The following is a 25,599-nucleotide window of genomic DNA, read 5'->3' as shown; positions in this document are numbered from 1 at the left end:
CATTCCCTGATCAAGCAGAACTGATTGGTAACCGGCCGCGGTGATCAGCATTTCTGATCATGCAGAACCGATCGGTACGCGGCGCGATAATAGCGGAGGGATGATCAGCATTCCCTGATCACACAGAACTGATCAGTGACCGGCCGCAGCGCCTTCAGCAGATGTTCGAAATAAGCAGGCCCGTATTCCGCGTAGTAAGGCATGAAGTTCTCTTTCCTTTCCTGCAGCGAACCCGCGGGGAACAACTGCTCCTTCAAAGCCCTGATCTGGTCCGTCTGCCAGGCGAATTTTCTTTTTTCCGCGCGCAGGAACTTGTGCTCCAGCTTGCCGATGGATTTCACGGCGCGGCTGCGCTCGGCATTGACGGAAGCCACCAGTGTAATATCTATCGAGCGGGCTTTTTCTTCCAGCTCATTAAACAGCTTTTCAACGGCCGCATATTCATCGCGCAGCACCAGTGCGGCATTCGTGCGTTCAAAAACAAAGCGGTTCACCAGCAGCTCCGTATCTTCAAAAAGCGCTTCCACGCCAATGCCCAGCTTCGCCAGGCGCTGCTGCTGCTCCTGCTTTATCCAGAGGAAGGAATTACGCAACAGTATCACCGGATACGGCACTTTATGATGATGGAAAAGGTCTTTCAATTCCAGCCAGTACGCCACTTCCCCGCCCCCGCCGATGAACGCCACGTTGGGAAGAATGGTTTCCTGGAGAATGCCGCGGAGGATCACATTGGGACTGAAGCGTTCCGGATGTTCGTACAATTCCTTTTTCAGCTGTTCCCCATTGAACGACAACGATGTGTGCAGGATTTTCCACAATTCCCCATCCCTTACAATGCGTTCGCGCTGATCGTCTTTGAGATAAAAAAGATTTATTTCACGCGGATTGGCCTGTACCTTATAATTTTCTGCCAGTTTGCCGATCGTTCTTCCCACAATTCCCGCGGAACTTTGCTGCCACAATTCCTCTTCCATCACCGGTATCAGCTGTTGCTTGAAGAGCGGGCTGTCCGGGATCAGCACCACCAGCCCGTATTGCCCGAAAAGGTCATTTACAAGGCTCAGGGTCGCCTCCTGAACGTTGGAATGTCCGAGATAGGCTTTCCGCAGCATTTCCAGTAATTCGCCAGCAAAAGGGGCATAACCGATGCTGTCCGCCACCTGATCGATGAGCGCTTCCAGTCCCTTCGTGTCCATCCTGCCTACAGCGCCGGTCTGCGCGGTATTCCAGGTCAGTTTTTTACCGTTCAGGTTGATGGAGCCCAGTTCGTCCAGGTCCGCGTCCTCACTGCCCATATAATACACCGGCACAAAGTGGTGGCCGGGATGCTTCATTTGCAGTTCGCGGGAAAGACCGATTGTTTGTAGTATCTTGTAGACGAAATAGAGATACCCCGTAAAAATGTTCGGCTGATGGGCCGTACACACGGTAAAAGTGTTCGAAGCCTGTAACAGGCCGATATTTGCCCGCACCTCTTCCTTCATTTCGATTTTACCGTATTGTTGATACAGCGCCTCCGCCAGCAAATCCCGGCGCAATGGCTGCGCTGATTTTTCCGCAATGGCCCTCCCGAAATCGGGATCAACCGGCGTATATGCGTAAAACGGCCGCAGCGGCGGGCGGGCCGCCAGAAAATCTGCTATGATAGGACTACAATAACCTGTATCGGCAAATGGTAAATAATGATGACTAAAAACCGGCTGTATATGATTGATCACTTCCTCGAAATTTGAATGCACGAAGATAAGGCAAATGCTTGTTACCAAATTTGAAGTTTGAAATTACATATTTCATTTTTCCTGATGTTACCATTTATCATTTTATGCCCGCCAAAATGACGGGCGTGCCAATTCTGAACGATTTTTTCTGGCAACTAATTTGCAAATATTAATTGTCCTGTGAATGATTCTAAAAATTTTATCAGATATGAAGATTGCGTATATAGCCTCGTATTTTCCCCGGGAGTGTGGGATTGCAACATTTACCGAAAACCTGATCCGCGCCGTGTCCGCGGATCGTGCGAATGTTCCGGAAGTATCAGTGATAGCCATGAACGATGAAGGCCAGACGTATGAATATCCGCCGGAAGTCACGTTTACCGTCCGCCAGCAGCACATGCAGGATTACATTGCGGCGGCGGACCATGTGAATACAAGCGGTGTGGACATCGTTGTTTTGCAGCATGAATTCGGTATTTTCGGCGGCGAGAGCGGCATATACATCCTTCCTTTTCTCCACCGGCTGAAAGTGCCTTATGTCGTTACATTTCATACCGTGCTGCGGGAGCCTTCGTTCACACAACAACTCGTGGTGCGCGAGATCGCCAAACATGCGCAGAAAGTGATCGTGATGAGCAAGCTGGCCATCAACTTTCTCACCAGCTTGTATGAAGTGAATGAAGACAAGCTGATGCTCATTCCGCATGGCGTGCCGGACTTCGATCATCTCCGGACCGATGGCGTGCAACTGCCTGAAAGCATGCATCACCGCAAAGTGCTCTTCACCTTCGGACTGCTGAGCCGCAACAAAGGCATCGAAACGGTGATCAAGGCATTGCCCGGCGTTATCGCCAAACACCCGGATACGGTCTACGTGGTGGCGGGGAAAACACATCCCGCGGTATTGCGCCACTCCGGCGAGGAATACCGCGAAAGCCTGCGCGGCCTCATCACGGAACTGGGACTGGAAGATCATGTGATATTCGTAGACAAGTTCCTGTCAGAAGACGACCTGTTCGCTTACCTGCGCCACAGCGCCATCTATATCACGCCGTACCTCAATGAAGCGCAGATCACCAGCGGCACGCTCACCTATGCCCTGGGAGCCGGCGCCGCCGTGCTTTCCACGCCCTACTGGTACGCCAGCGAGCTGCTGGACGAAGGAAGGGGAAAACTGTTCGGCTTCTCGCAGCACCATGAGCTGTGCGACATCATCACCACGTTGCTGGACGATGAAATGGCGCTGGAAGAGCTGCGCAGCCGGGCCGCCGGTTATGGCTCGGAATTGCAGTGGAGCCGCATCGGCGCCAGGTACCGGAACCTGATGCACCGGATACACAGCACGCCACGTTCCGCGGTGAACAATACCCGCCTGATGCCGGACGCTTCCCAAATGCCGCCGCTCAACCTGGCGCATGTACGAAGACTGACGGATGACACCGGCATCGTGCAACATGCTAAATACGGCATTCCCAACCTGAAGGAAGGGTATTGCCTCGATGATAATTCACGCGCGCTGATGATGGTGCTGATGACGCAGCAAATGTGCAAGAGCAAGGAGGCGCAGGACATGCTGCCCATCTACCTGAGCTTTATTCACTACATGCAAACGCCGGACGGCAACTTCCGGAACTTCCTCAGCTTCAGCCGCCAGTACCTCGATGAAGTGGGATCGGAAGATTCCTTCGGCCGCACCGTGTGGGCGCTGGGTTACCTCATCCGCTTCGCTCCCAACAACTCCTACCGCGAGTTCGCGTCCGAATTGTTCCACCGCTCCTTCCAGCACTTCGATTCGCTGGAATACCTCCGCGGCCGCGCCAACGCCATCATCGGCGTATGCCATTACCTCAACTACCGCCCGTCAGACGAAGGCAAGTTCGCCGCGCTGAACATCCTCGTAAAACCGATACTGGACGCATGGGAAACCAACCGTACACCACAATGGAAATGGTTCGAAAAAACCATGACGTATGACAACGGTATTCTGCCCCTGGCCCTGCTGCATGCGGCGGAAGTAACCGGCAATGCCGCATGGAAAGAGATCGGGCTGGAAAGCCTGGCCTTCCTGGAAAGCGTGACCATGAAGCAGGGATACTTTACGCCCGTGGGCAATGAAGGCTGGTACACCGAAGGCGGCGAATGCCCGGTGTTCGACCAGCAGGCCATCGAAACCATGGCCATGGTGCTGCTGTACCAGCAGGCGCATGCCGTGACCGGCAACCGCCTCTATCTGCAAAAAATGTTCACCTGCTATAAATGGTTCCTCGGTGAGAACACCCTCCGCATCTCCCTGTACGACGCGGAAACGCACGGCTGCTGCGACGGACTGGAAAGAGATGGGCTGAACCGCAACCAGGGCGCGGAAAGCACGCTGGCTTACTTTATCTCCCATCTCGCCGTGCTCAAAAGCAGCGAAATGGCCATACCCCGGCAGGAAAAACCGGTGCAAAAAACAACGATCATCACCGCCGGCATGGTAAGTAAAATCATCTGATCCACATGCGAATAGCAATACTCTCCCCCGTAGCGTGGCGGACACCTCCGCTGCACTATGGCCCCTGGGAGCAAATGGCCTCCAACGTAGCGGAGGGCCTGGAAAGCCATGGCTGTGAAGTGACGCTCTTCGCCACTTCCGGCTCGCATACGCACGGCGTCCTGAAATCGCTGTACGCCGAAGGGTACGAAGAAGACAGAACGCAGGACGCAAAGGTGATGGAGTGTATGCATATCAGTTACCTCATGGAGCAGGCGGACGACTATGATATCATCCACAATCATTTCGATTTCCTGCCGCTGACGTATTCCCGGCTGGTCCGCACACCCATAGTAACCACCATCCATGGCTTCTCCTCGCAGAAGATCATCCCGGTGTACGAGCGCTACAACGATATCGGGCATTATGTGTCGATCAGTAACTCGGACAGAAGCCCGCGCCTGCAATATGCCGCTACCGTTTACAACGGCATCGACCCGGCAGGCTTCGATTTTTGTGAATCACCGGACGACTATCTGCTGTTCTTCGGCCGCATGCACCCGGACAAAGGGCCCTGCGACGCCATCGAGATCGCGAAGGCGAATAAAAAAAGGCTGATCATGGCGGGGATCATACAGGACGAGGCATATTATCATGAGAAAGTACAGCCCTCTATCGACGGCGAGCAGATACAGTACATCGGCCCCGCCGGGCCCGCAGAGCGCAATGCCCTACTGGGCAAGGCGCTGGCCCTGCTGCACCCCATCCACTTTGAAGAGCCGTTCGGCCTGAGCGTGGCGGAAGCCATGATGTGCGGCACGCCGGTGATCGCCTACCGCAGGGGCTCCATGCCCGAGCTGGTGAAAGACGGGGAAACGGGATTCTTGGCCAGCAGCCTGAAAGACGCCGTGGAGCGGGTAGACCAGCTGAAGGACATCAACCGGAAAACCTGCCGCGAATGGGCCTTGTCCCAATTCAGCATGCAAAAAATGGTCAGCGATTACGTGAAGGTCTACGAGAAAGTGCTTAGCCGGCTTTGATCCTTTCCAGCAGCTTTTGCAGGTTCACGGTGGCGAAGGTGGAAGCGTAGTCGGACAGGCCGTAGGGGATCACCAGCTCATCGTTATGGATTAACGCGCCGCAGGAATACAGCACATTCGGCACATACCCCTCCCGCTCATCCTTGTTGGGCACCAGCAAAGGCTCCTTCAGCCGGCCGATCTCCTTGGTGGGATCTTCCAGGTCCAGCAGCGTGACCCCGAGGCAGTAAGTACGCATTGGTCCCACACCATGAGTGATCACCAGCCAGCCTTCGGGCGTTTCTATCGGTGAGCCGCAGTTCCCGATCTGCACGAATTCCCAGGGATATTTGGGGGTTTGCAGGATCTCGGGGTTTTCCCAGATGTTGATCTTGTCCGAATACATGATGTAGTTATTGATGCCGTCTATGCGGGACATCATGGCGTATTTGCCGTTGATCTTGCGGGGAAAGAGCGCGAGGTTCTTGTTCTGCGCGCCCTCACCGTACAGGGGCATGATCTTGAAGTTGTAGAAGTCGCGCGTCTGCAGCAGCTTCGGCTGAATGGTCACGCCGTCGAATGCCGTGTAGGTGGCGTAATAGGTGACCCCGCTGGTATCGCCGGTGTACTTCACGAAGCGGGCGTCTTCAATGCCGCGGCTTTCCGCGTCGGAATACGGGAAGATCACCCGGTCCGAGATATCCGTGTCCAGCGAAAAATTGATCTCGTAATACGAATCCGCCAGCCAGAGCAGGCGTTCAAGATTGCGCTTCAGCAGATGGTCTACCTGGTAACGCTGCTGCATCTCCCGGATCACCCGCTTCAGCCCCACGTATTCAAACGTATCAGGAAGACTGTTGCTCACTTCGCGGATCACGGAATCCGGCAGCTTGATGGACGAAGCGTTCTGGAAGAAAACATTCTTGTGATATTCCGCATCGCGGATAATGTCCGGCTCATCCACATAATTCCCCGCCGGAACGATAGAGATATCGTTATACTTGTCAATCAGGCCGCGGCGGAACACGATGGAGGAAATATGGCCCTCACCGACCGCGCGGAAGCTGAGCACGATGCGTTTTTCCCCTTCTTCCAGCCCGCTCTGGTCCACATCCTCCACGATGGAAGGGTTGAAGAAGGCAGCCGATTCTATGGAAAATTCATTCGTAAAAAATGAGCCGATGAGCAGCCGCCGTTTCATGTCGATAGCGGCATAATCGATCTTCAGCGCGATGAACAGGTTTTTCAGCTTTTCCGCATGCCGTTCAAATATCCTGGTGATGTTGCGGTGCCGCTTGGAAAAATCACGGAGTATAGGCGTGATCGTTATATCCACTTCCGCATCCGTCATTTCCAGCACTTTAAGGATGATCCCCTTTGCGCGCGCATCGCCGTTAAAGAAAAAACGCGCTACCACCCTTTTCAGATCAGGTGCAACTTTGATCGCCTGTCGTTCAATGGACAATCTCATATCCGGTCATTTAAGCATTCAGTATGATGAAAAATACCGAACGGGCCCGCTTATGCGAGGCACTGGAATCCGTCCGGCAGTACTGCTCCTTTCTTCACAACTACAATGCCATCTTTTATCGTGTATTTTTCAAAATCGCCGTCTTCCATGTGCTTGCCGCCGTTGATGCGCACGTCATTGCCGATGCAGGCGTTCTTGTCGATGATCGCATTGTTGATATAACAGCGGTCGCCGATGCCGATCGGCGGCCGGCCTTTGGTGCGGGCGTTGCTGATCTCGTCCAGCGTCTGGTAGATGTCGTTCCCCATCAGGTAGCTGTTGCTGATGGTGGTGCCTTTCCCGATGCGGGTACGGATGCCCACCACGCACCTTTCCAGCCGGCTGGCGTTGATGATGCAGCCGTCTGCGATCACGGTCTTTTCCAGCGTGGTGCCGGATATCTTCGCCGGCGGCAGCATGCGGGCGCGGGAGAAGATGGTCTTGCTGTCGTCGAACAGGTTGAACTGGGGAATATCGTCCGTCAGGCCCAGGTTGGCTTCAAAGAAAGAGGAAATATTACCGATGTCCGTCCAGTAGCCCTCGTACTGGAAGCTGAGCACTTTGTGCGCGTCGATGGAATTGGGGATGATCTCTTTCCCGAAATCCGTTGCTTCCGGCTGGTTGCTCAACAGGTCGAACAGCAATTGTTTGTTAAAGATGTAAATACCCATGGACGCGAGGTATTCCCGGCCTTCGCGGTGCATTTCGGGGCTTACCTCAGACTTCCAGTCCGGCAGCAGCTCTTTCTTCGGCTTTTCGATAAAGGCGGATATGAAGCTGTCTTCATTCGTTTTCAGGATGCCGAACTCGGTAGCTTCTTTCGCATGTACGGGAATGGTGGCGATGGAAATGTCCGCCTCCTTTTCTATGTGGTGCTGTATCATTTCCCGGAAATCCATCTGGTAAAGCTGGTCGCCGGAAAGGATGAGCGCATATTCAAATTCGAAGTTCTCGAGGTGGCGCAGGGTCTGGCGCACCGCGTCCGCCGTTCCCTGGAACCAGGTGGGATTGTCCGGCGTCTGTTCGGCGGCGAGGATGTCTACGAACGCTTTGCTGAAATGGGAAAAATGATAGGTGTTCTTGATATGCTTGTTCAGCGATGCGGAATTGAATTGCGTCAGCACAAAGATGCGGTGCAGGTCCGCGTTCAGGCAGTTGGAAATGGGAATGTCCACCAGGCGGTATTTTCCGGCTACAGGCACTGCGGGCTTTGAACGGCTCCGCGTCAGCGGGTAAAGCCGGGTGCCGGCGCCCCCTCCAAGGATGATTGAGATTACTGCGTTAGACATAACGTAAGATTTACTTTAGGCTGGTATAAAGATCTATGTAAGATTGCGCTGCTTTATCCCAGGAATGATCCAGCTGCATGATTGTTTTTCTGATGTTCGAAAATTTTACTTTGCTCCTGTACAATTCCAGTGCCCGGCCGATGGCGTGGCACACATCGCCGGTGGAAGCATGTAAAAAGCGGATGCCGAAGCCGCCGGGGTCGCCGAAATCGGTCACCGTGTCTTTCAGCCCGCCGGTAACGCGCACCAGCGGAACGGTGCCGTAACGCAGGGCATACAGCTGATTGAGGCCGCAGGGCTCCACCCTGGAAGGCATCAGCAGAAAGTCCGCACCGGCATACATCTGATGCGAAAGCGCTTCATTATAACCGATAAAGACGTTAAAGTGTTCTCCTGCATATTGACGGGCCTGCTGCAACCGCCACTCCGTATGTGCGTCACCGCTACCCAGAATGAGGAAATTCAGCTCGCCGGGATGCTCGTACAGCGATCTGCCGATGATCTCCGGCAGAAGGTCCGCTCCCTTGTCGCCCACCAGCCGGCCGATGAACACGAACAGCGGCAGCGAGGGGTCCAGCTCAAAGGTTTTGCACAGCTGCTCTTTGTTCGCTTTCTTTCCTTTGGTAACGTCTTTCAGGCCGTATTTCGCGGGGATCATTTCATCCGTTGCCGGGTCCCACACTTTATCGTCGATGCCGTTCAGGATGCCCGTGGCTTTGCCGCGCTCCGCGTTCAGCAAGCCTTCCAGCCCGTTGGCGGACCGGAACAGCTCTTCCATATAATTGGGCGATACAGTGTTCACTTTCCAGGCGCACTTGATGGCGGCCGCCAGCGGGTTGATGGCGCCGTTCCAGTCCAGCATGCCGCTTTTCCACAGGTCGAAAGACGGGATGAGGTATAATTTGTCCCAGCCAAATTGCCCCTGGTACTGCGCGTTGTGAATGGTGATAACGGTGGCGATATGCTTCAGCCGGCTGTATTTGTAACCGAAACGCAGCAGGAATGGGATCATACCGGTATGATGGTCATGGCAATGGATCACGTCCGGCTGGTGCTGCCATTCATTCAGCCAGTCCAGCACCGCCACCTGGAAGGCCAGGAAACGCTCTGTGTCATTAGGATAGCCGTAAACGCCGGGCGTGTCCAGCAGACCGGGGATATCCACCTGGTAAAGATCAAAACCCAGCTCGTTCGTACTTTCTTTCCAGACATTAAAATGGTACCAGTCGTGCCCGAGCCACAAACCGCCCTGGTGCACGATCTCGTAAGAATGCTTTTCCCTGAAAGCGGTGTTGTAGGCCGGCATCACCACTTTGGCAATGGCGCCGGCTGACTGCTGATATTTCGGCAAGGCACCCACCACATCTCCCAGACCGCCCACTTTTGCCACCGGGTAACACTCCGCGCTCACGTGTAAAATCTCCATGCTGATGTAATTGCTTATAAATTAAGACTAAAACTTAAAAATAAAAAGTAAAAAAGTGGGATGACGTTGGAATATGGAATGGTGGCCGGAACCGGATGGGCTGCAAAGTTTTTTCAGTATAAGACCCCGGCCTGATAGGATATTCACTTTTTTAACGGCAGATCAAGTCCACCTCAAGTCCACCTCACCTCCACCTTGCCCGGCCTGTTCCTTCGGCGACCATGGCCGTTTCCCGGCCTTACCCGGTACACCTCCGGTACCATAAGATAAAATACTATTAAACCTGCTTGTTCATATCTTCATAAAATCCGGTTTTTCTTTTTTTATTACCTTTTCACCATGCAATTCGGAAGAACAGACCCATCCATTTTGAACGACATCGACTTCAAGCTTCCCGCGGAGCCGGCTTTCAATAAAGGCGCATTAAAAGGCAAACCTGTGAAGCAGCCCGGTTTCCGGCTCGGCTGCACCAGCTGGAACCGCAAGGAATGGGTGGGCAGCGTTTTCCCGAAAGGCACGAAGGAAAAGGATTTCCTCACCCAATACGCCAAAGTCTACAACAGCATCGAGCTGAATGCCACCCACTACCGGATCTACGGCCCGGATACCATCCGTAAATGGAAGGAAAAGGTAAAGGGCCAGGACTTCCTGTTCTGCCCCAAGATCCCCCAGGCCATCAGCCACTACAGCAACCTGGTGAACGCTATGGACCTGACGGCCGCGTTCCTCGAAGGCGTGGTGGAATTTGAAGAGCATCTCGGCCCGATCTTTTTGCAGCTGAGCGAAAGCTACGGCCCCTCCCGCAAAAGCAACCTGTTCAATTACCTCGCCTCATTGCCGGTAGACCTGGAATTCTTTGTGGAGGTACGGCACCCCGACTGGTTCAGCGATCCCCACCACAGCCAGGAACTGTTCACCACCCTGCGTAACCTGAACATGGGCGCTGTGATCACGGACACGGCCGGGCGGCGGGACATTGTGCACATGCACCTGCCGGTGCCGCGGACATTCATCCGTTACGTCGGCAACCACCTCCACCCCACCGACTACACCCGCATCGACGACTGGCTGAACCGGGTTAAATTCTGGATGGACCACGGGCTGGAAACCGCCTGGTTCTTCATGCACATGCCGGACGAAACCACCGAGCCCGAATTGAGCGCTTACCTCGCAGACAGGCTGGAAGCGGTTTGCGGGATAAAAGTGCCGTTCCCCGGACAGCCCTCCGGCAATACCCTCTTTTAACAATCCCGGTTAAGTATTAATTTCGCGGCATGATCAAGCGTGAAATGCTGATGCAACTCGGCCAGACTCTTAAAGGCGTGTTGTATTTCGATGATACCATGCGTACCCTCTATGCCACAGATGCATCCGCCTACCGGGAGATGCCCCTGGCGGTGGCCATCCCGGAGGATGAAGAAGATATTCAGACACTGATCCGTTTTGCCCGTGCGCACAAGACCTCGCTCATTCCCCGCACGGCGGGCACCTCGCTGGCCGGACAGGTGGTGGGCAACGGCATTATCGTAGACGTTTCGCGGACCTTCACCCGCATACTGGAGATCAATACGGAAGAAAAATGGGTACGGGTGCAGCCCGGCGTGATCCGCGACGAGCTGAACCTTTTCCTGAAGCCATACGGGTTCTATTTCGGGCCGGAGACCTCCACCGCCAACCGCGCCATGATCGGCGGAATGGTCGGCAATAACTCCTGCGGCTCCAACTCCGTGGTGTACGGCAGCACCCGCGAGCACCTGCTTTCCGTGAAAGCCCTGCTCAGCGACGGCTCGGAAGCCGTGTTCGAAACCCTCAGCCCCGAAGCCTTCCATGCCAAATGCGAAGCCAACGACGGCAGGCTGGAAACAGCGGTCTATCAACAGATCCGCACATTGCTCAGCAATGCGGACAACCAGCAGGAGATCCGCAAACAATTCCCCAAGCCGGAGATCCTCCGCCGCAATACCGGCTACGCGATAGACCTGCTGCTGGAAACGGCACCGTTCACCTACGGCCGCGAAGACTTCAATTTCTGCAAGCTGATCGCCGGGTCTGAAGGCACGCTCGCCTTCCTCACCGAGATCAAGCTGAACATATCCCCGCTTCCGCCAAAGGAAACGGGACTGCTTTGCATACATTTCAATACGATCGACGAATCGCTGCGCGCCAACATCATCGCCATGCGCTACAAACCAAGCGCCAGCGAGCTGATCGACCATTTCATCCTGGAATGCACAAAAGATAATATCGAACAGCGCAAGAACCGCTTCTTCGTGCAGGGCGATCCCGGCGCCATCCTGGTGGTGGAGTTCTGCCGGAATACGCGGGAAGAGATCACCGCGGTGGCGGAGCAATTGCAGGCGGAGCTGCAGGCGGCGGGCCTGGGGTACCACTTCCCGCTCCTGTTCGGCGACGACACCAAAAAGATCTGGACCCTCCGCAAAGCGGGCCTCGGCCTGCTCAGCAACCTCCCCGGCGATGAAAAGGCAGTGCCCGTGATCGAAGATACCGCCGTGGCCGTGGAAGACCTTCCGGCATATATTGCGGACTTCAACCGGATACTGCAGAAATACGACCTGTTTTCCGTACACTACGCCCACGCGGGCAGCGGCGAAATACACCTCCGCCCCATCATCAACCTGAAAACAAAAGAAGGCAACGAGCTGTTCCGCATCATCGCGCAGGAAATAGCCACCCTCGTAAAAAAATACAACGGCTCCCTCAGCGGCGAGCACGGCGACGGCCGCCTGCGGGGCGAGTTCATCCAGCAGATGATCGGCCCGAAGAACTACGCGCTGCTGAAGGAAGTCAAATATACCTGGGACCCGGAGAACATCTTCAACCCGCACAAGATCGTGGACACGCCGTCCATGAACAGCATGCTGCGGTACGAGCCGGGCAAAAAAGCGCCGGACCTGAAGACCGTTTTCCATTTCCCGCAGCAAACCATCCTGCAGCATGCGGAGCAATGCAACGGCTCCGGCGACTGCCGCAAGACGCACCTCAGCGGCGGCACCATGTGCCCCAGCTACATGGCCACCCGCAACGAAAAAGATACCACCCGCGCCAGGGCCAATATCCTGCGCGAGTTTCTCACCCACTCCACCAAGGCGAACAAATTCGATCACCAGGAGATCTATGATGTGCTGGACCTTTGCCTCGCCTGCAAGGGATGTAAATCCGAATGCCCTTCCAATGTGGACGTGGCCAAGCTGAAGATGGAATTTCTGCAGCATTATTATGATGCCAACGGTGTATCCCTCCGCACCTGGATGATCGGCAACTTCAGGATGCTGACCAGCCTCGCGGCAATAGCGCCCGGCATCTACAACTGGCTCGTGAAAAAGCCCGCGCCCTCCCGGCTTATCAAGAAATTCTCCGGCTTTGCGCCTGACCGCTCCATGCCCACGCTGGAACGGAAGACCTTGCGCAAATGGCTGAAAGAAAATCCGCAAACGGGCACGCATCAACGAAAAGTGTACCTGTTCTGCGACGAGTTCACGAATTACAACGATACGCATGTGGGCATCAAAGCCGTGCAGCTGCTGCGAAAGCTCGGATATGAGGTGATACCGGTGGAACATCCGGAAAGCGCCCGCGCCCTGCTGTCCAAAGGCTTCCTGCGCAAGGCAAAGGTGATCGCGGAGAAGAATGTGCGCCTGTTCAGTGAGATCATTTCCGACAATACGCCGCTGGTGGGCATAGAGCCTTCCGCGATCCTCGGTTTCCGGGACGAGTACCCGGACCTGGTGGGCGAGCCGCTGCGGGACGCGGCAAAGCAACTGGCGAAGCATGTATATATGATAGACGAGTTCCTGTCCACCGAAGCGGACCTTGGCAACATCCACAGCGGCATGTTCAAGGCAGCCCCCCGGCAGATCAAGCTGCACGGGCATTGCCAGCAGAAAGCGCTGTCCAGCGTACTGCACAGCAAAAGGATACTGAGCCTGCCTGAAGGCTACAACGTGGAGGTGATCCCTTCCGGCTGCTGCGGCATGGCGGGTTCTTTCGGGTATGAAAAGGAACATTATGACGTATCGATGAAGATCGGCGAACTGGTGCTGTTCCCGGCGGTGCGCAATGCCGCCGGAGATACGCTGATCGCGGCGCCCGGCACCAGCTGCAGGCACCAGATCAAAGACGGTACCGGCGCGCATGCCATGCACCCGGTGGAGATATTGTATGATGCATTGGCCTAACCGGCGGCACGGCATTTGCCTGTCACCATGCAACGCTATAAACTGGCAGGTATGAACAAAAAACAAGGCCCGATAGGCGTATTCGATTCCGGCTACGGCGGATTAACGGTACTGAAGGAGATCATCAGGGAACTGCCGCAGTACGATTACATATATCTCGGCGACAACGGCCGCGCGCCCTACGGCATCCGCTCCTTTGAAACCGTGTACCACTACACGCTGGAATGCGTGCAGCACCTGTTCAATATGGGCTGCCACCTGGTCATACTGGCCTGCAATACCGCATCCGCCAAAGCCCTGCGCACCATTCAGCAGAACGACCTGCCAAAGATCGATCCCGGCCGCCGCGTGCTGGGCATCATCCGCCCTACCACGGAAGTGGTGGGTAAACACACGCGCAGCCGGCAGGTGGGCATCTTCGGAACGGCCGGCACCGTCAACTCCCAGAGCTACCCCATTGAAATAGAAAAGTTCTTCCCGGACGTGACCGTTTACCAGCAGGCGTGCCCCATGTGGGTGCCGCTGGTGGAAAACGATGAGTACAGCAGCGAGGGGGCCGACTTCTTTATCCGCAAATACATCCGCCAGCTGCTGGTACAGTCGGAAGACATCGACACCATTGTGCTGGGCTGTACGCACTACCCCCTGCTGGCCGAAAAGTTGCGGCAATACCTGCCGCCGGACGTGCAGCTGCTGTCCCAGGGAAGCATTGCCGCGAAAAGCCTGGCCGATTACCTGGAAAGGCATCCTGAGATGGCGGCGAAATGCAGCACCGGCGGAAGCCGGGAGTTCTTTACCACGGACGATACGGAGACATTCGACCGGCAGGCCGGCATCTTCTTTGAAGCCCCTGTCAAAAGCAAACACCTGTCCTTATAATTCGTATATTTAGTTATAACCAGACCTTAAACATATGCTTAGTAAAACGATCCAAGAAGCGCTGAACGCCCAGGTAGCCCTGGAAGCCGCCTCATCCCAGGCATATCTTGCCATGGCCTCATGGGCAGACATCCAGCCCGGCCTGCAGGGCGTGTCCGAATTTTTCTACATCCAGTCAGATGAAGAAAGAGTGCACATGCTTAAACTGATCAAGTTCGTGAACGAGCGCGGAGGCTTCGGCATCGTGCCGCACCTGGGTCAGCCCATCATCACCTTCCAGTCGCTCAAAAGAGTGTTCGAGGAATTCCTCCAGCACGAGATCAAAGTGTCTGAAAGCATCAACGACCTCGTGCATATGGCGCTGCAGGAAAAGGACTATGCTACGCATAACTTCCTGCAATGGTACGTTTCCGAGCAGATCGAGGAAGAAAGGCTCGCCCGTACGCTCAACGAAAAGCTGGAACTGATCGGGGAAGACAAAAGCGGCCTGTACCTGTTTGACCGTGATATTCAGAACCTCCGCATGCAGCTTAGCGGCGGCGGCGGAAAAGGACATTGATAGTGTATGCTTTACCGGGGCCCTCCACTGGTCCCGGTAATTCCTCTTCCTTCCGTTTTATTTCGTATCTTGCCCCCTTCCCGATATGTTACCTGTCGCCGTCCACCGGCGTATAAAAATTAATACATCTACTTATTCCAATAATGGACCTTACACCGCTACAATCCAACTTGCGCATGCAATCCGGTAACCGGCACCTCCTGTACAGGTACGTGCTGCTGGCGATACTGGTATTGCTGCTCGTCGGCCTGGTGGTCATCAGCTACTACAAGCAGCACCGCTTCAAGCAATTGAACGATGCGGTGATGGAGCTGACGGACGTGCGCGGAGAAGTAGAGCAGATCGACAATGCCATCCAGAATATGTATGCCGCGGAAAACCATTTCCGCCTTTTTACCCTTACCTACGAGAAGGAACACCTGAACCAGTATATCGCCGCGCTGAGCAACGCAGCGGCGGAACTGGATTCCCTTGAGGACCGCGACCGCCGCGAAGGCAATCTGAAAGGACTGCTGGCGGACAAAACACGCAAGACCGGCATTTACATCAGCGTACGCTCCATGATGGATTCATTGATGACCATCAACAAGGAATGGGACAGCACCCGGGAATGGACGATCCCCCAACCCGCCACAGCAAGCCTTTTTACGCAACAGGTGAGAGTGGATTCGATCACTTCCCGCACTGAAACACAACCCGCCAAAAGAAAGAAGCTCTTCGGCCGCATCGCGGACGCCATATCCAACAAGGAACGAAAAGATACCGCCACCAGCAGCCAGGTGGTGAAAACCATCATCTCTGCGGACAATTCCGCTGAAGCGGAACAGTATAACCGGCAGCAGCTTAAAAAGATCAACGAATATTATAACGAAGCTTTCCGCCGGATATCCGAAGGCCATGCCCGCCTGAACCGGAAAGAATACGAAATGGTCATCTCCAATGACAGGCTTTTAAAAACATTGTTAAGCAACCTGAACCTGCTGAAGGATGAAGAAGTGAATGCCGCGCATCAGAAGCAGCTGGCGCTCAGGGACGACATCGGCCTGAAGCTGAATGATCTTAATTCGGACACGCTGTACATTCTCCTGTTCATCGCCGGATTGAGCATTGCTATCCTCATCCTGCTGTGGTACAACTACCGCACCGGCGTACATCTCAACAGCGCCCGCCATCATGCCGACCACTTCTCGAAACTGAAAAGCGAATTTGTGGCCAGCATGAGCCACGAGATCAGAACACCGCTCAGCTCCGTGATCGGCTTCTCCGAGCAACTTGGTAAAACGCGGCTGGATGGCGAGCAGTCCGAATACGTAGACGCCATCAACCTCTCCGCCAACATGCTGCTGTCCGTCGTGAACAATGTGCTGGACTTTTCCAAACTGGAAGAGAACAAGCTCACGCTGGAACTGAAGCCTTTTTCACCCGGAAAAATACTGGACGGCATCACCAAGGGGCTTTCCGTAAAAGCCGCCGAAAAAGGCATCCTGCTGCAGACCCGGTACGATTTCTCCAAAGACACCCTGGTGAACGGCGATGTGTTCCGTCTCAAACAAATACTGTTCAACCTCGCCGGCAATGCCATCAAGTTTACCAGCAAAGGCGGCGTAACCATAGACGCCAGCCTGCGCCCCGAAAAAGAAAAGCTGCTGCTGGACGTAACCGTTACAGACACCGGCATCGGCATAGAAAAGAAATATCTTCCCTTCATCTTCGAAGAATTTACACAGGCAGCGTCCAACAGCGCGAAAGCGGAAGGAACAGGACTTGGACTGACCATCGTGAAGCGGATCATCGATCTGCACGGTGGCACCGTGCAGGTGAACAGTACGCCCGGAAAGGGATCGTCCTTCCGTTTCTCCATCCCCTACAAACCCGCGGCCCCGCAGACGGCGCCTGTTGCCGGCAAAACAGCTCCCACGGCCGTGATGCCTAAGGTTTCGCAGGTGCTGCTGGCGGATGACAATACCCTTAACCGCAGACTGCTGGAACTGATCCTGAAAAAAATAAAAGTCGACTTCCGCTCCGCTGCCGACGGCCGGGAAGCCCTCGAGCTGCTTGAACAACATGATTTTGATATCATCCTTACAGACATCCAGATGCCCGTGATGGACGGCCTCGCACTTGCCCGTCACATCCGCCGGCTGGCCGACCCGAAAAAAGCATCCCTGCCTATTCTCGCCATTACCGGTAACGTGGTGAAAGAAGACCTGGACACCTACATGGCCGCCGGCATGAACGGTTACATCCTGAAACCCTTCCGGGAAAAGGATGTGCTGGAAAAGATCACGCTCTTCCGCGGCAAGGAAGCGAACACCACCGCATAAAAAAAACCACGCGCGAAGCGTGGTTAAGGTGATGGGACCTGGCTGGTAGCAATCCGCCAGGAATTCGCTAAACGTAAACTGCCGGCAGTGAGGCAACTATGATGCCATGCCGATGTTTTATCGTAATGCATTCATTTTCAACGATTGCTAATTTCCTGTCTTGTGCGATTCTGTACAGCATTTGTCCGAATGCGAACGTTCCGCTCCCGTTTTTATGCAAACGTTTGCCTTGCCCGTCGAAAAAAAAGCCTACTGCTGCGGTATCTTCACCGCCTGCCTTCCCGCCAGCTTCCATTGACCACCCTCCTTGCTCCATGCCAGCATGATATGAAGATGTACGGTACCCGGTTTCCCGCCGTCGTTGCTTTTGGCGCTCAGCGTATGCCGCACGATAGCGGTGCCGCCGGTTACGGCGATCGTCTGGTCCGTCAGATCAATGGTTACAAAATCGGACTGGCCGCTGACGAGGCTCTGGATAAACGCGGCCTTGTCCTCCACCTTTCCTGAAGAGTGGCCATAGCTCAGCTTTTCAGCCGTCAGCCTGCTTAATTCCGCTTTATCCGCAGCGATCATGGCCTTACGTAATGATTCCACGGCACGGCCTACGGCGGCCTCATCTTTCGTCTGCGCAACAGCAACGTGCAGGCAGCTTAACATAACGATGGTCAGTAAATATTTCATTCTATCAAAATACAAAATGTTATACACTTTTAATAAAATTTGCAGGTTATACCGCCTTATTGATCCTCCTTTGCTTCCTGAACTGCAAAACCGACCCAACAATAAACAGGACGAAAAGTAAAAGAAGCGTTTTACCAATTAACGGATCTTTCGGTCCATTTGCCAAAGGACGCCCAACCGGAATTCGATTAAAGGTTTCATTTACGGTGGGAATCAATGACAGGAAAAAGCTGAAAGAAAGTAAGAAATTCTCGATTAACCGCGAGCGGTTATTACCCTGTTTTCTGGCGTGAAGAAACCAGGCAACCGAAATTAACACCACAATCAGCCATGCAAGAATATGCCCCGGATTAATACCGTTGACACTGGACAATCCAAGCGCGGTGAGCGAAGCAATCAACGTACAATAAAAATACAGCTTGCCGGTCAACTGGCGGAGGTCTATTTTACCGCTTTTTATCAAAGAAATAACTGCTGCAATAATGGCTACAACACCAATAACGGTGTGAAAAATACCTAAATGTGATAATCCCATAGTTTTAAATGTTTTATTGATACTGCAAAATTGCGCCGCTAAAGGCAGAACAGGTTTGCAGATCGGTTCAATTATTTGGTAATATGGTGCTGAAAGGGGACGTATGAATTTCAAAGACTATTGAGGGAGCGGTAGTTGGTTGGGGAAACATTGTATTTGTCGTGAAAGCTTTTGGTAAAACCGGCCAGGTCGTTGAAGCCGCAATCAAAAGCAATATCGGTAATGCGTTCACCGGAAGCCAAAAGCAGTTCAGCTGCTCTTTCCAGCCTTTTGGTCTTGATGTAATTGGCCGGGGAATCGTTGTACAGCTTTTTAAACTCTCTTTTAAAAGAAGAAACGCTCAAATTGGTCTTTTGCGCCAGGTCTTCTACGCTGGTTTGTGAAAACAGGTTGGCCGCTATAATTTGTTTGAACGTATAGGTAGCGGGCGAAAACAGCTGGGACAAGATGACCTGTATGGTTTCGGCATCCTGCGTTTGGGATAACAATAGAATGATCTCTTTCAATTTCAAGATCAAAATCTCATCATTTACCAAAGATGGATTTTCAAAATAAAAGAGCAGCCCTTCAATATACTTCTGAATCAGAAAGTCATTATTGACCGCTCTCCTGGATTGATTGGTTACCTGGCTACTGGATTGAAAGATGAAAGGAATTTCCTTATCGTACACTTTCTTCAATATATCCGGATGGAACGTAACAATTACAATTTCACCATCGCTGCCGGCATCGGTATTATGTATTTGCTTTCCGGAATTTATACAGTTTAGCAATAAGGAATGATGCGTAGGAATTTTCAGATGATCATCCGCGGATTGATATTCCATCTCTCCTTTCAACATATATAAAAAGCAGGCCTGCTCTGCCACGGGAAAGGCAAACTCAAAAGGAGGCTTTACATCCACTTTCTGAATGAATGTTTTGCCAAACAGCTCAAATTTTTTATATCCGGCGATCATCGGTCTTAATACTCACCAAATTTAGGTAATAATGTTGACCTATCCGTTAAACGCCGTTGTTATGAAATAAGGCGGGCTTCTGAAGTAACAGGTATTTTCAATACTTTAGAAATGAAACAGTTTTGTTCTGCACCTTTGGTGACCGCGTCAAATGCTGCAATATCTATACCTGGTACATTTCCGGTGATGGAAAGATGAACGGAGGTTATTCCGGTGGCATCCATTGACACCACTGCTTCCGTATCCAGTGAAACCGGGTTCATTCCCTTTTCCGTCAAGGCAAAACTGACGGCCATGGTAAAACAACCGGCATGCGCTGCCGCTAACAATTCCTCCGGGTTGGTCCCCTTTTCATCACCAACAAAACGGGTTCTGAAACTATAATTGGTCTGGTTCAGAATTTCACTTTGGGTGGTCAATACACCGCTGCCGTCTTTTATGGTTCCTGTCCAGTGTGCTTTTGCAGTACGTTTCATTTTTTATTGTTTTAAATTATGATGTCACTATTGACGATGTAAAATTGCAAAACAAAAGACAAACGGGTTTTATAAATTCGTTCAATTATTAGGGGATTTGGTTCAATGGAAAAACTTAGCTTCGTACTATGAAAACCTTGCAGATCGCTACCGCGCAGTTTGAGAACCGCAGTGGTGACAAAGCTTACAATCTTTCCGTTATCCACAGCCTCGCCCGGCAAGCCGCCGGCGAAGGCGCCGACGTGATCGCTTTTCATGAATGCTCGGTGACAGGGTATACGTTCGCGCGGCACCTCGACAAAGAGCAGATGCTGGACCTTGCGGAGTTTATCCCGGACGGCCCGAGCATACAGGCGCTGACCGGCATTGCGCGGGAACTGAACATCGTGATACTGGCCGGACTATTTGAAAAAGATGCGGAAGACCGGCTGTACAAAGCATACGTATGCGTAGACAAAAACGGGCTGGTGGCCAAATACCGCAAGCTGCATCCTTTCATCAACCCTCACCTCACGCCCGGCGACCGTTATGTGGTGTTCGACCTGCTGGGCTGGAAATGCGGCATCCTTATCTGCTACGATAATAACGTCATCGAAAATGTAAGAGCCACCACGCTGCTCGGTGCGGACATCATCTTCATGCCGCATGTGACCATGTGCACGCCCTCCACCCGTCCCGGCGCGGGTTTCGTAGACCCGGCGCTCTGGGAACGCCGCCATGAAGACCCCACCTCGTTGCGGCAGGAATTTGACGGGCTGAAAGGCCGCGCCTGGCTGATGAAATGGCTGCCCGCCCGCGCATACGACAATGCCATCTACGCCGTGTTCTCCAACCCCATCGGGATGGACGACGACCAGTTAAAAAACGGCTGCTCCATGATCCTCGACCCCTTCGGCGACGTGATCGCGGAATGCAGGAAGCTGGATAACGACATCGCCATCGCAACAGTAATCCCCGAAAAGCTGCAACAGGCCGGCGGCTACCGCTATAAAAAAGCAAGAAGACCGGAGCTGTACAGGGATGTGATCGGGCAGGCGCACGCTTCCGAACAAAAAGTAGTATGGATGAAGAATAGTTAAACCATGAAACAGGCATTCATCAACTGTCACACCCACGTATTCACCGGCGACCACGTTCCCCCTTACCTCGGAAAAAAAATGCTGCCGGCGCCGCTGGGATATATCCTTACCATCCCGCTGGTCGTTAACTTTTTCCGCTGGTGGTACTACAAGGTCAAACCCTTTCAGTACGGGCGTTTCGCGCGCCGTTTCAGGAAACGTTATTACGAAGCGGGATTGTGGCTGCATCAGCACAAAGCCATCAGCCTGCTGCTGAAAGTGATCGCCGGTATTTTAACGCTGGATGCGATCCTGATCGTACTGGGCTGGAGCGTGACCGGGTATCCCTGGCTGGATGCCGTTACGCAGTTCTTTATCCGCTGGCACCTGCTTCCCGTGCAGCCCGCCCTGCAATACGGGATACTCGTGCTCGTGCTGCTGCTCATCCCTTCCGGGCGCAACCTGGTGTGGTTCATAGCCACCCGCACGCTGAAGCTTCTGAAAATACTGCCCGGCCCGAAAACGCGGCAATACCTCATCCGTTACATGAGCATCGGCCGGTTCGCGTTCTACCGGAAACAACACAATATCTTCCACACGCTCACCCGCCAATACCCGCTGCACACCCGCTTTGTGATCCTGCCGATGGACATGGACTACATGGACGCCGGCAAGCCGCGCCACAACTACATACAGCAGCTCACGGAACTGAAAAGGCTGCGGAAGAACAATCCCGATACAGCCCTGCCTTTTGTATTCGCGGACCCGCGGCGCCTGCAGGCCGATCCCGGTTATATGAACGTGGTGAAAGAATGCCTTGAGCAAGACCATTTTGCGGGTATCAAAACCTACCCGGCGCTGGGTTACTATCCGTTCGACAAAGACCTCCTGCCCCTGATGCTCTATGCCTGCGAGCATGAGATCCCCGTGCTGAACCACTGCATCCGCGGCGTGATCTTCTACCGCGGCGCCAAGAAAAAAGAATGGAATTACCATCCCGTTTTCTCCCAGTCCACCGACGATGAAAAGCTGCAGCTCTTCCAGAAAAAGAACGTGGACTTCTCCACCAACTTCACCCATCCCCTCAATTACCTCTGCCTGCTGGATGAAAAAAGGCTGCGGCAATTGCTGGTCCACTATAACGACAAAGCGCTGTTCGACCTGTTCGGCTTCACGGACGCGGATACGCCGCTGCAAAAAGATCTCTCAAAGCTGAAGATCTGCTTCGGGCATTTCGGCGGGGAAGATGAATGGGCGCGTTACCTGGAAAGCGACCGGGACCTCCGGAACAACATCCTGCAGTTTCACCCGGAAAGGGGACTGAACTTTACGGAAGACTCCGCGCTGGAAGGCATCTGGCGGTATGCCAGCTGGTTCAGCATCATCTACAGCCTCATGCTCCAGTACCCGAACGTATACGCGGACATCAGCTATATCCTCCACGACGCGCAAACCCATCCCCTGCTGAAAACCACCCTGCTGCCGCAAAGCGGCGTATCGGACAGGGTGCTGTTCGGAACGGATTTTTATGTGGTGAGAAGCCAGCAGTCCGACAAACAGATGTGGGCGAACATGGTGGCGGCCTTATCGCCGGAAGAGCTGGAACAGATGGCGATCATCAATCCGCGGAAATTCCTGTTCAACCGCCTACACGGCGCTATGGGAGGTTAAAAGCCGCAGGAAGCTAAAAAAGGAGCTGCCCCCTTGCGGAAAGCAGCTCCGGATGATAGTTGAGTGAAAGCCTTATGATACTCTTAAAACGTCAGGATACCTTTTTGAACGCCTGATCCAGGTCGCCCTTGATATCGTCGATATGCTCGATCCCCAGGGAAATGCGCAGCAGTCCGGGTTCCACGCCCGCGGCTTTCTGTTCTTCCTCGCTCAGCTGCTGGTGCGTGGTGGTAGCCGGATGGATGATCAGCGTTTTGGCATCTCCCACATTCGCCAGGTGGTATATTAACTCCAATGACTGCACGAATTTATCCGCCGCATCTTTTCCTCCTTTTATTTTGAATGACAATACGCCGCCAAAGCCGTTCTTCAGGTATTTTTTACCCAGCTCGTGGTATTTATTGCCCGGCAGGCCCGGATAATTCACGGATTCAACGGAAGGGTGCTGCTGCAGCCATTGCGCCAGCGCAAGGGCATTGTCTACCGTCCGCTGCACGCGGAGGGACAGGGTTTCCAGCCCCTGTATGAACAGGAATGCATTCTGCGGCGCCAGCGCGGGGCCCCAGCTGCGGAGGCCGGTTACGCGCGCGCGGATGATATAGGCGATATTGCCGAAGGGGCTCTCCGCGCCGAATACCTCCCAGAACTTCATGCCATGATACGCATCATCCGGGTCCGTGAACTGTTTGAACTTTCCGTTGCCCCAGTTATAATTGCCGCCGTCAACGATAATACCGCCAATGCTGTTGCCATGCCCGCCGATCCACTTGGTCGCCGCCTGCACCACGATGTTCGCGCCATGCTCGATGGGCCGGAAAAGGTATCCCGCCGCGCCAAAAGTATTGTCCACCACCAGCGGCAGATCATGCTTCTTCGCCACCGCCGCTATCTTCTCGAAATCAGGGATCGCAAAGCCGGGGTTGCCGATCGTTTCCACGTAGATCGCTTTGGTGCGGTCATCGATCTGCGCCTCAAAGCTGGCCGGATCGTCCAGGTCCGCAAAACGCGCTTCCACGCCTATCCGCTTAAAGCTCACCTTGAACTGGTTGTAGGTGCCGCCGTACAGGTAAGACGAGGTCACGAAATTGTCCCCGGGCAGCAGGATGTTGTGCAGGGCAATGAACTGCGCCGCCTGTCCGGATGCGACCGCCAGCCCTCCTACGCCGCCTTCCAGCGCCGCCACCCGTTTTTCGAACACGTCCGTCGTCGGGTTCATGATGCGGGTGTAAATGTTGCCGAACTGCTTCAGCTGAAAAAGGTCCGCCGCATGCGCGGCATCGTCGAACGTGTAAGAAGTGGTCTGGTAAATGGGCACCGCCGCTGCTTTGGTGGTAGCTTCCGGCTGGTAGCCGGCATGGACCTGCAAGGTCTCGAATCGTAATGATGTGTTTGGCATGATGTTTCTTTTTATCCTATTAGTCTACAAATTAGCTAGAGTAAACTACATCTCAAAATAAATTTGCCGGAAGCTGCAGCACATCAAGAAAACCCCGCAGCTCGTCAAAGCAATTATGCGCGCCCGCGGCATTTGCCTTGCTTTGTAGTGGACACCAAAAACCTGTTATATGTTACACACTAAATTTTTCCGGATTATCGCGGTCCTCGCCGTCGCCTCTCTTTCCGCCCTTTCGCTGGATGCCAAAGCCGGCGCGGACCATTTTAAAGTGTACCTGAACAACAAGCTCATCATCGAGCAGTATATGGGCCGCACTTTCACATTGCAGCAATTGCAGCTTGCGGACGCCAATATCAACGACAAGCTGACCTTCCATTACAGCCACTGCGGGGAGATCGGTAAAAGCCGGAAGATAGCGGTAACGGATGCAAAGGGCAAGGTGATAAAGGAATGGAAGTTCGCTGACGCCAGCGGCAAGCAGTCCGGCATGGTGATACCGGTAAAGGAACTGATGGAATTGAAGCGGGACGGCCTTCAGTTCGTTTATTCCGCCCAGCAGCTGCCGAAAGGCCAGGCGCTGGCAGCGCTTCATCTTACCGGCAAGAGCATCGGCTGGCTGCCCGCAGCCACCGGTTGGTTCGTGAAAGTGATGCTGGGCGGCTGGAGGCAGGCCGCATGACACCCGAAGGAAGTTTGCGTCAGGATCCGCTTTTGCAGCGGATCCTGACGTGTTTGTATACACTTATGCGATGTTAACTTACACTTATTGATCTTCTCCTTTTGCGATCAGGAAATTTCGTTATATTGACGGCTCAATCCACCTATACTTATCATGATGATTTCATTGAGCATAACAGATTGGTTCGGTCAGTTACCTGTTTTTGAAAAGATATACTGGTCCATTGCCATCCTTTTTACTTTGTTATTCCTCGTGCAGAATGCGATGAGCCTTTTCGGCGGGGAGCATGACGGCGCTACGGGCGATGTGGATGAAATGCTGGATGCGGACGACGGCATCGGCTTTCAGTTTTTCACGGTCCGTAACCTGTTCGGCTTTTTCACCATCTTCGGATGGGCCGGGCTGGCCTGTATCCATGCGGGGCAATCCGGTACCCTGGTAGTGGTGATCTCCACGGTGGCGGGGCTTGCCATGATGGTGCTGATGGCCTCCCTTTTCTATTATACCGGCAAGCTGGCCTACAGCGGCACGCTGAAGCTGGAAAACGCGGTGTCCGCGCTGGCTACGGTATACCTCACCATTCCCGCATCGCGGGCCGGCATCGGTAAAGTGAACCTCAAGGTCCAGGGCGCGTTCCGCGAGCTGGACGCCATTACCGACGACGGCGAAGAGCTGCGCACCGGCGCCCTCGTCAAAGTAACCCAGGTTTTAAACAACCACGTTCTCCTCGTCACCAAACAAACCTCATAGA

At 53.7% G+C, this 25,599-nt stretch carries 20 protein-coding genes; 11 read left to right on the top strand and 9 right to left on the bottom strand.

Annotation, left to right across the window (positions count from 1 at the left end):
- Nucleotides 1-104 precede the first annotated feature (104 nt).
- Nucleotides 105-1,718, bottom strand: a complete 1,614-nt coding sequence (gene bshC / locus CCY01nite_RS17925; protein ID WP_186831128.1) for a bacillithiol biosynthesis cysteine-adding enzyme BshC — start codon at nucleotides 1,716-1,718, stop codon at nucleotides 105-107.
- Between the two features lie 208 nt (nucleotides 1,719-1,926).
- Here bshC and CCY01nite_RS17920 point away from each other — a divergent pair, with 208 nt between their 5' ends.
- Nucleotides 1,927-4,212 (top strand): glycosyltransferase family 4 protein, encoded by a 2,286-nt coding sequence (locus CCY01nite_RS17920; RefSeq protein ID WP_146864693.1) that lies wholly within the window; start codon nucleotides 1,927-1,929, stop codon nucleotides 4,210-4,212.
- Nucleotides 4,213-4,217: 5 nt separating this feature from the next.
- Nucleotides 4,218-5,231, top strand: a complete 1,014-nt coding sequence (locus CCY01nite_RS17915) for a glycosyltransferase family 4 protein (protein ID WP_146864691.1) — start codon at nucleotides 4,218-4,220, stop codon at nucleotides 5,229-5,231.
- Here CCY01nite_RS17915 and CCY01nite_RS17910 read toward each other — a convergent pair.
- From CCY01nite_RS17910 to CCY01nite_RS17900, 3 genes are read right to left on the bottom strand one after another with little or no spacing between them, the layout of a single operon-like run.
- The gene (locus CCY01nite_RS17910) at nucleotides 5,218-6,681 is read right to left on the bottom strand and encodes a glycoside hydrolase family 130 protein (RefSeq protein ID WP_146864689.1); all 1,464 of its coding nucleotides are present in this window, start codon (nucleotides 6,679-6,681) and stop codon (nucleotides 5,218-5,220) included. The two genes, CCY01nite_RS17915 and CCY01nite_RS17910, sit on opposite strands and share 14 nt — an antisense overlap.
- A gap of 50 nt (nucleotides 6,682-6,731) precedes the next feature.
- The gene (locus CCY01nite_RS17905) at nucleotides 6,732-8,009 is read right to left on the bottom strand and encodes a glucose-1-phosphate adenylyltransferase (protein ID WP_146864687.1); all 1,278 of its coding nucleotides are present in this window, start codon (nucleotides 8,007-8,009) and stop codon (nucleotides 6,732-6,734) included.
- A gap of 10 nt (nucleotides 8,010-8,019) precedes the next feature.
- Nucleotides 8,020-9,435 (bottom strand): glycogen synthase, encoded by a 1,416-nt coding sequence (locus tag CCY01nite_RS17900; protein WP_146864685.1) that lies wholly within the window; start codon nucleotides 9,433-9,435, stop codon nucleotides 8,020-8,022.
- A gap of 339 nt (nucleotides 9,436-9,774) precedes the next feature.
- Here CCY01nite_RS17900 and CCY01nite_RS17895 point away from each other — a divergent pair, with 339 nt between their 5' ends.
- The 5 genes from CCY01nite_RS17895 (at nucleotide 9,775) to CCY01nite_RS17875 (ending at nucleotide 17,393) form a co-directional block, all read left to right on the top strand.
- Complete coding sequence (locus CCY01nite_RS17895) at nucleotides 9,775-10,680, top strand: DUF72 domain-containing protein (RefSeq protein ID WP_146864683.1); 906 nt, start codon at nucleotides 9,775-9,777, stop codon at nucleotides 10,678-10,680.
- Nucleotides 10,681-10,709: 29 nt separating this feature from the next.
- Nucleotides 10,710-13,631 (top strand): FAD-binding and (Fe-S)-binding domain-containing protein, encoded by a 2,922-nt coding sequence (locus CCY01nite_RS17890; RefSeq protein WP_146864681.1) that lies wholly within the window; start codon nucleotides 10,710-10,712, stop codon nucleotides 13,629-13,631.
- 51 nt (nucleotides 13,632-13,682) lie between these two features.
- Nucleotides 13,683-14,510, top strand: a complete 828-nt coding sequence (gene murI / locus CCY01nite_RS17885) for a glutamate racemase (protein WP_146864679.1) — start codon at nucleotides 13,683-13,685, stop codon at nucleotides 14,508-14,510.
- 34 nt (nucleotides 14,511-14,544) lie between these two features.
- Complete coding sequence (locus tag CCY01nite_RS17880) at nucleotides 14,545-15,069, top strand: ferritin (RefSeq protein WP_146864677.1); 525 nt, start codon at nucleotides 14,545-14,547, stop codon at nucleotides 15,067-15,069.
- 176 nt (nucleotides 15,070-15,245) lie between these two features.
- On the top strand, nucleotides 15,246-17,393 hold the full coding sequence (locus tag CCY01nite_RS17875) for a hybrid sensor histidine kinase/response regulator (protein WP_186831127.1): 2,148 nt from the start codon (nucleotides 15,246-15,248) through the stop codon (nucleotides 17,391-17,393).
- Between the two features lie 249 nt (nucleotides 17,394-17,642).
- Here the strand turns inward: CCY01nite_RS17875 and CCY01nite_RS17870 are convergent, their stop codons facing one another.
- The 4 genes from CCY01nite_RS17870 to CCY01nite_RS17855 form a co-directional block, all read right to left on the bottom strand.
- Nucleotides 17,643-18,074, bottom strand: coding sequence for a nuclear transport factor 2 family protein (locus tag CCY01nite_RS17870; RefSeq protein WP_146864673.1), 432 nt, complete (start codon nucleotides 18,072-18,074; stop codon nucleotides 17,643-17,645).
- A 46-nt stretch (nucleotides 18,075-18,120) separates the two neighbouring features.
- The gene (locus CCY01nite_RS17865) at nucleotides 18,121-18,609 is read right to left on the bottom strand and encodes a hypothetical protein (RefSeq protein ID WP_146864671.1); all 489 of its coding nucleotides are present in this window, start codon (nucleotides 18,607-18,609) and stop codon (nucleotides 18,121-18,123) included.
- A 110-nt stretch (nucleotides 18,610-18,719) separates the two neighbouring features.
- Nucleotides 18,720-19,451 carry a helix-turn-helix domain-containing protein gene (locus tag CCY01nite_RS27110; protein ID WP_371863619.1) on the bottom strand — a complete coding sequence of 244 codons (732 nt, stop codon included), beginning with the start codon at nucleotides 19,449-19,451 and terminating at the stop codon, nucleotides 18,720-18,722.
- A 176-nt stretch (nucleotides 19,452-19,627) separates the two neighbouring features.
- Nucleotides 19,628-20,044, bottom strand: coding sequence for an OsmC family peroxiredoxin (locus tag CCY01nite_RS17855; protein ID WP_146864667.1), 417 nt, complete (start codon nucleotides 20,042-20,044; stop codon nucleotides 19,628-19,630).
- Nucleotides 20,045-20,172: 128 nt separating this feature from the next.
- On the opposite strand from CCY01nite_RS17855, the gene CCY01nite_RS17850 reads away from it, so the two are divergent.
- Together CCY01nite_RS17850 and CCY01nite_RS17845 are read left to right on the top strand one after the other, a co-directional pair.
- Nucleotides 20,173-21,123: a nitrilase family protein gene (locus tag CCY01nite_RS17850; protein WP_146864665.1), complete on the top strand. Its 951-nt coding sequence runs from the start codon at nucleotides 20,173-20,175 to the stop codon at nucleotides 21,121-21,123.
- Nucleotides 21,124-21,126: 3 nt separating this feature from the next.
- On the top strand, nucleotides 21,127-22,773 hold the full coding sequence (locus CCY01nite_RS17845; RefSeq protein ID WP_146864663.1) for an amidohydrolase family protein: 1,647 nt from the start codon (nucleotides 21,127-21,129) through the stop codon (nucleotides 22,771-22,773).
- Between the two features lie 91 nt (nucleotides 22,774-22,864).
- Here the strand turns inward: CCY01nite_RS17845 and CCY01nite_RS17840 are convergent, their stop codons facing one another.
- Nucleotides 22,865-24,169, bottom strand: coding sequence for an O-acetylhomoserine aminocarboxypropyltransferase/cysteine synthase family protein (locus CCY01nite_RS17840; RefSeq protein WP_146864660.1), 1,305 nt, complete (start codon nucleotides 24,167-24,169; stop codon nucleotides 22,865-22,867).
- 169 nt (nucleotides 24,170-24,338) lie between these two features.
- Here CCY01nite_RS17840 and CCY01nite_RS17835 point away from each other — a divergent pair, with 169 nt between their 5' ends.
- On the top strand, nucleotides 24,339-24,848 hold the full coding sequence (locus tag CCY01nite_RS17835) for a hypothetical protein (protein WP_146864658.1): 510 nt from the start codon (nucleotides 24,339-24,341) through the stop codon (nucleotides 24,846-24,848).
- A 153-nt stretch (nucleotides 24,849-25,001) separates the two neighbouring features.
- A complete protein-coding gene (locus tag CCY01nite_RS17830) occupies nucleotides 25,002-25,598 on the top strand; it encodes a hypothetical protein (RefSeq protein ID WP_222614433.1) in 597 nt (198 codons plus the stop codon).
- The last annotated feature ends 1 nt before the right edge of the window (nucleotide 25,599 follow it).

Origin of the sequence: Chitinophaga cymbidii, assembly GCF_007992715.1 — a bacterium.
GTDB lineage: Bacteria > Bacteroidota > Bacteroidia > Chitinophagales > Chitinophagaceae > Chitinophaga > Chitinophaga cymbidii.
The sequence above is the reverse complement of the archived record's forward strand: the minus strand, read 5'-3'. Positions and strand labels throughout refer to the sequence as shown.

What these genes read in the sequence shown, in the direction of transcription:
- CCY01nite_RS17920 (WP_146864693.1), top strand. Translation starts at nt 1,927, where the DNA reads ATGAAGATTGCGTATATAGCCTCGTATTTTCCCCGGGAGTGTGGGATT.
- CCY01nite_RS17915 (WP_146864691.1), top strand. Translation starts at nt 4,218, where the DNA reads ATGCGAATAGCAATACTCTCCCCCGTAGCGTGGCGGACACCTCCGCTG.
- CCY01nite_RS17910 (WP_146864689.1), bottom strand. Translation starts at nt 6,681, where the DNA reads ATGAGATTGTCCATTGAACGACAGGCGATCAAAGTTGCACCTGATCTG.
- CCY01nite_RS17905 (WP_146864687.1), bottom strand. Translation starts at nt 8,009, where the DNA reads ATGTCTAACGCAGTAATCTCAATCATCCTTGGAGGGGGCGCCGGCACC.
- CCY01nite_RS17900 (WP_146864685.1), bottom strand. Translation starts at nt 9,435, where the DNA reads ATGGAGATTTTACACGTGAGCGCGGAGTGTTACCCGGTGGCAAAAGTG.
- CCY01nite_RS17895 (WP_146864683.1), top strand. Translation starts at nt 9,775, where the DNA reads ATGCAATTCGGAAGAACAGACCCATCCATTTTGAACGACATCGACTTC.
- CCY01nite_RS17890 (WP_146864681.1), top strand. Translation starts at nt 10,710, where the DNA reads ATGATCAAGCGTGAAATGCTGATGCAACTCGGCCAGACTCTTAAAGGC.
- murI (WP_146864679.1), top strand. Translation starts at nt 13,683, where the DNA reads ATGAACAAAAAACAAGGCCCGATAGGCGTATTCGATTCCGGCTACGGC.
- CCY01nite_RS17880 (WP_146864677.1), top strand. Translation starts at nt 14,545, where the DNA reads ATGCTTAGTAAAACGATCCAAGAAGCGCTGAACGCCCAGGTAGCCCTG.
- CCY01nite_RS17875 (WP_186831127.1), top strand. Translation starts at nt 15,246, where the DNA reads ATGCAATCCGGTAACCGGCACCTCCTGTACAGGTACGTGCTGCTGGCG.
- CCY01nite_RS17870 (WP_146864673.1), bottom strand. Translation starts at nt 18,074, where the DNA reads ATGAAATATTTACTGACCATCGTTATGTTAAGCTGCCTGCACGTTGCT.
- CCY01nite_RS17865 (WP_146864671.1), bottom strand. Translation starts at nt 18,609, where the DNA reads ATGGGATTATCACATTTAGGTATTTTTCACACCGTTATTGGTGTTGTA.
- CCY01nite_RS27110 (WP_371863619.1), bottom strand. Translation starts at nt 19,451, where the DNA reads ATGTTGAAAGGAGAGATGGAATATCAATCCGCGGATGATCATCTGAAA.
- CCY01nite_RS17855 (WP_146864667.1), bottom strand. Translation starts at nt 20,044, where the DNA reads ATGAAACGTACTGCAAAAGCACACTGGACAGGAACCATAAAAGACGGC.
- CCY01nite_RS17850 (WP_146864665.1), top strand. Translation starts at nt 20,173, where the DNA reads ATGAAAACCTTGCAGATCGCTACCGCGCAGTTTGAGAACCGCAGTGGT.
- CCY01nite_RS17845 (WP_146864663.1), top strand. Translation starts at nt 21,127, where the DNA reads ATGAAACAGGCATTCATCAACTGTCACACCCACGTATTCACCGGCGAC.
- CCY01nite_RS17840 (WP_146864660.1), bottom strand. Translation starts at nt 24,169, where the DNA reads ATGCCAAACACATCATTACGATTCGAGACCTTGCAGGTCCATGCCGGC.
- CCY01nite_RS17835 (WP_146864658.1), top strand. Translation starts at nt 24,339, where the DNA reads ATGTTACACACTAAATTTTTCCGGATTATCGCGGTCCTCGCCGTCGCC.
- CCY01nite_RS17830 (WP_222614433.1), top strand. Translation starts at nt 25,002, where the DNA reads ATGATGATTTCATTGAGCATAACAGATTGGTTCGGTCAGTTACCTGTT.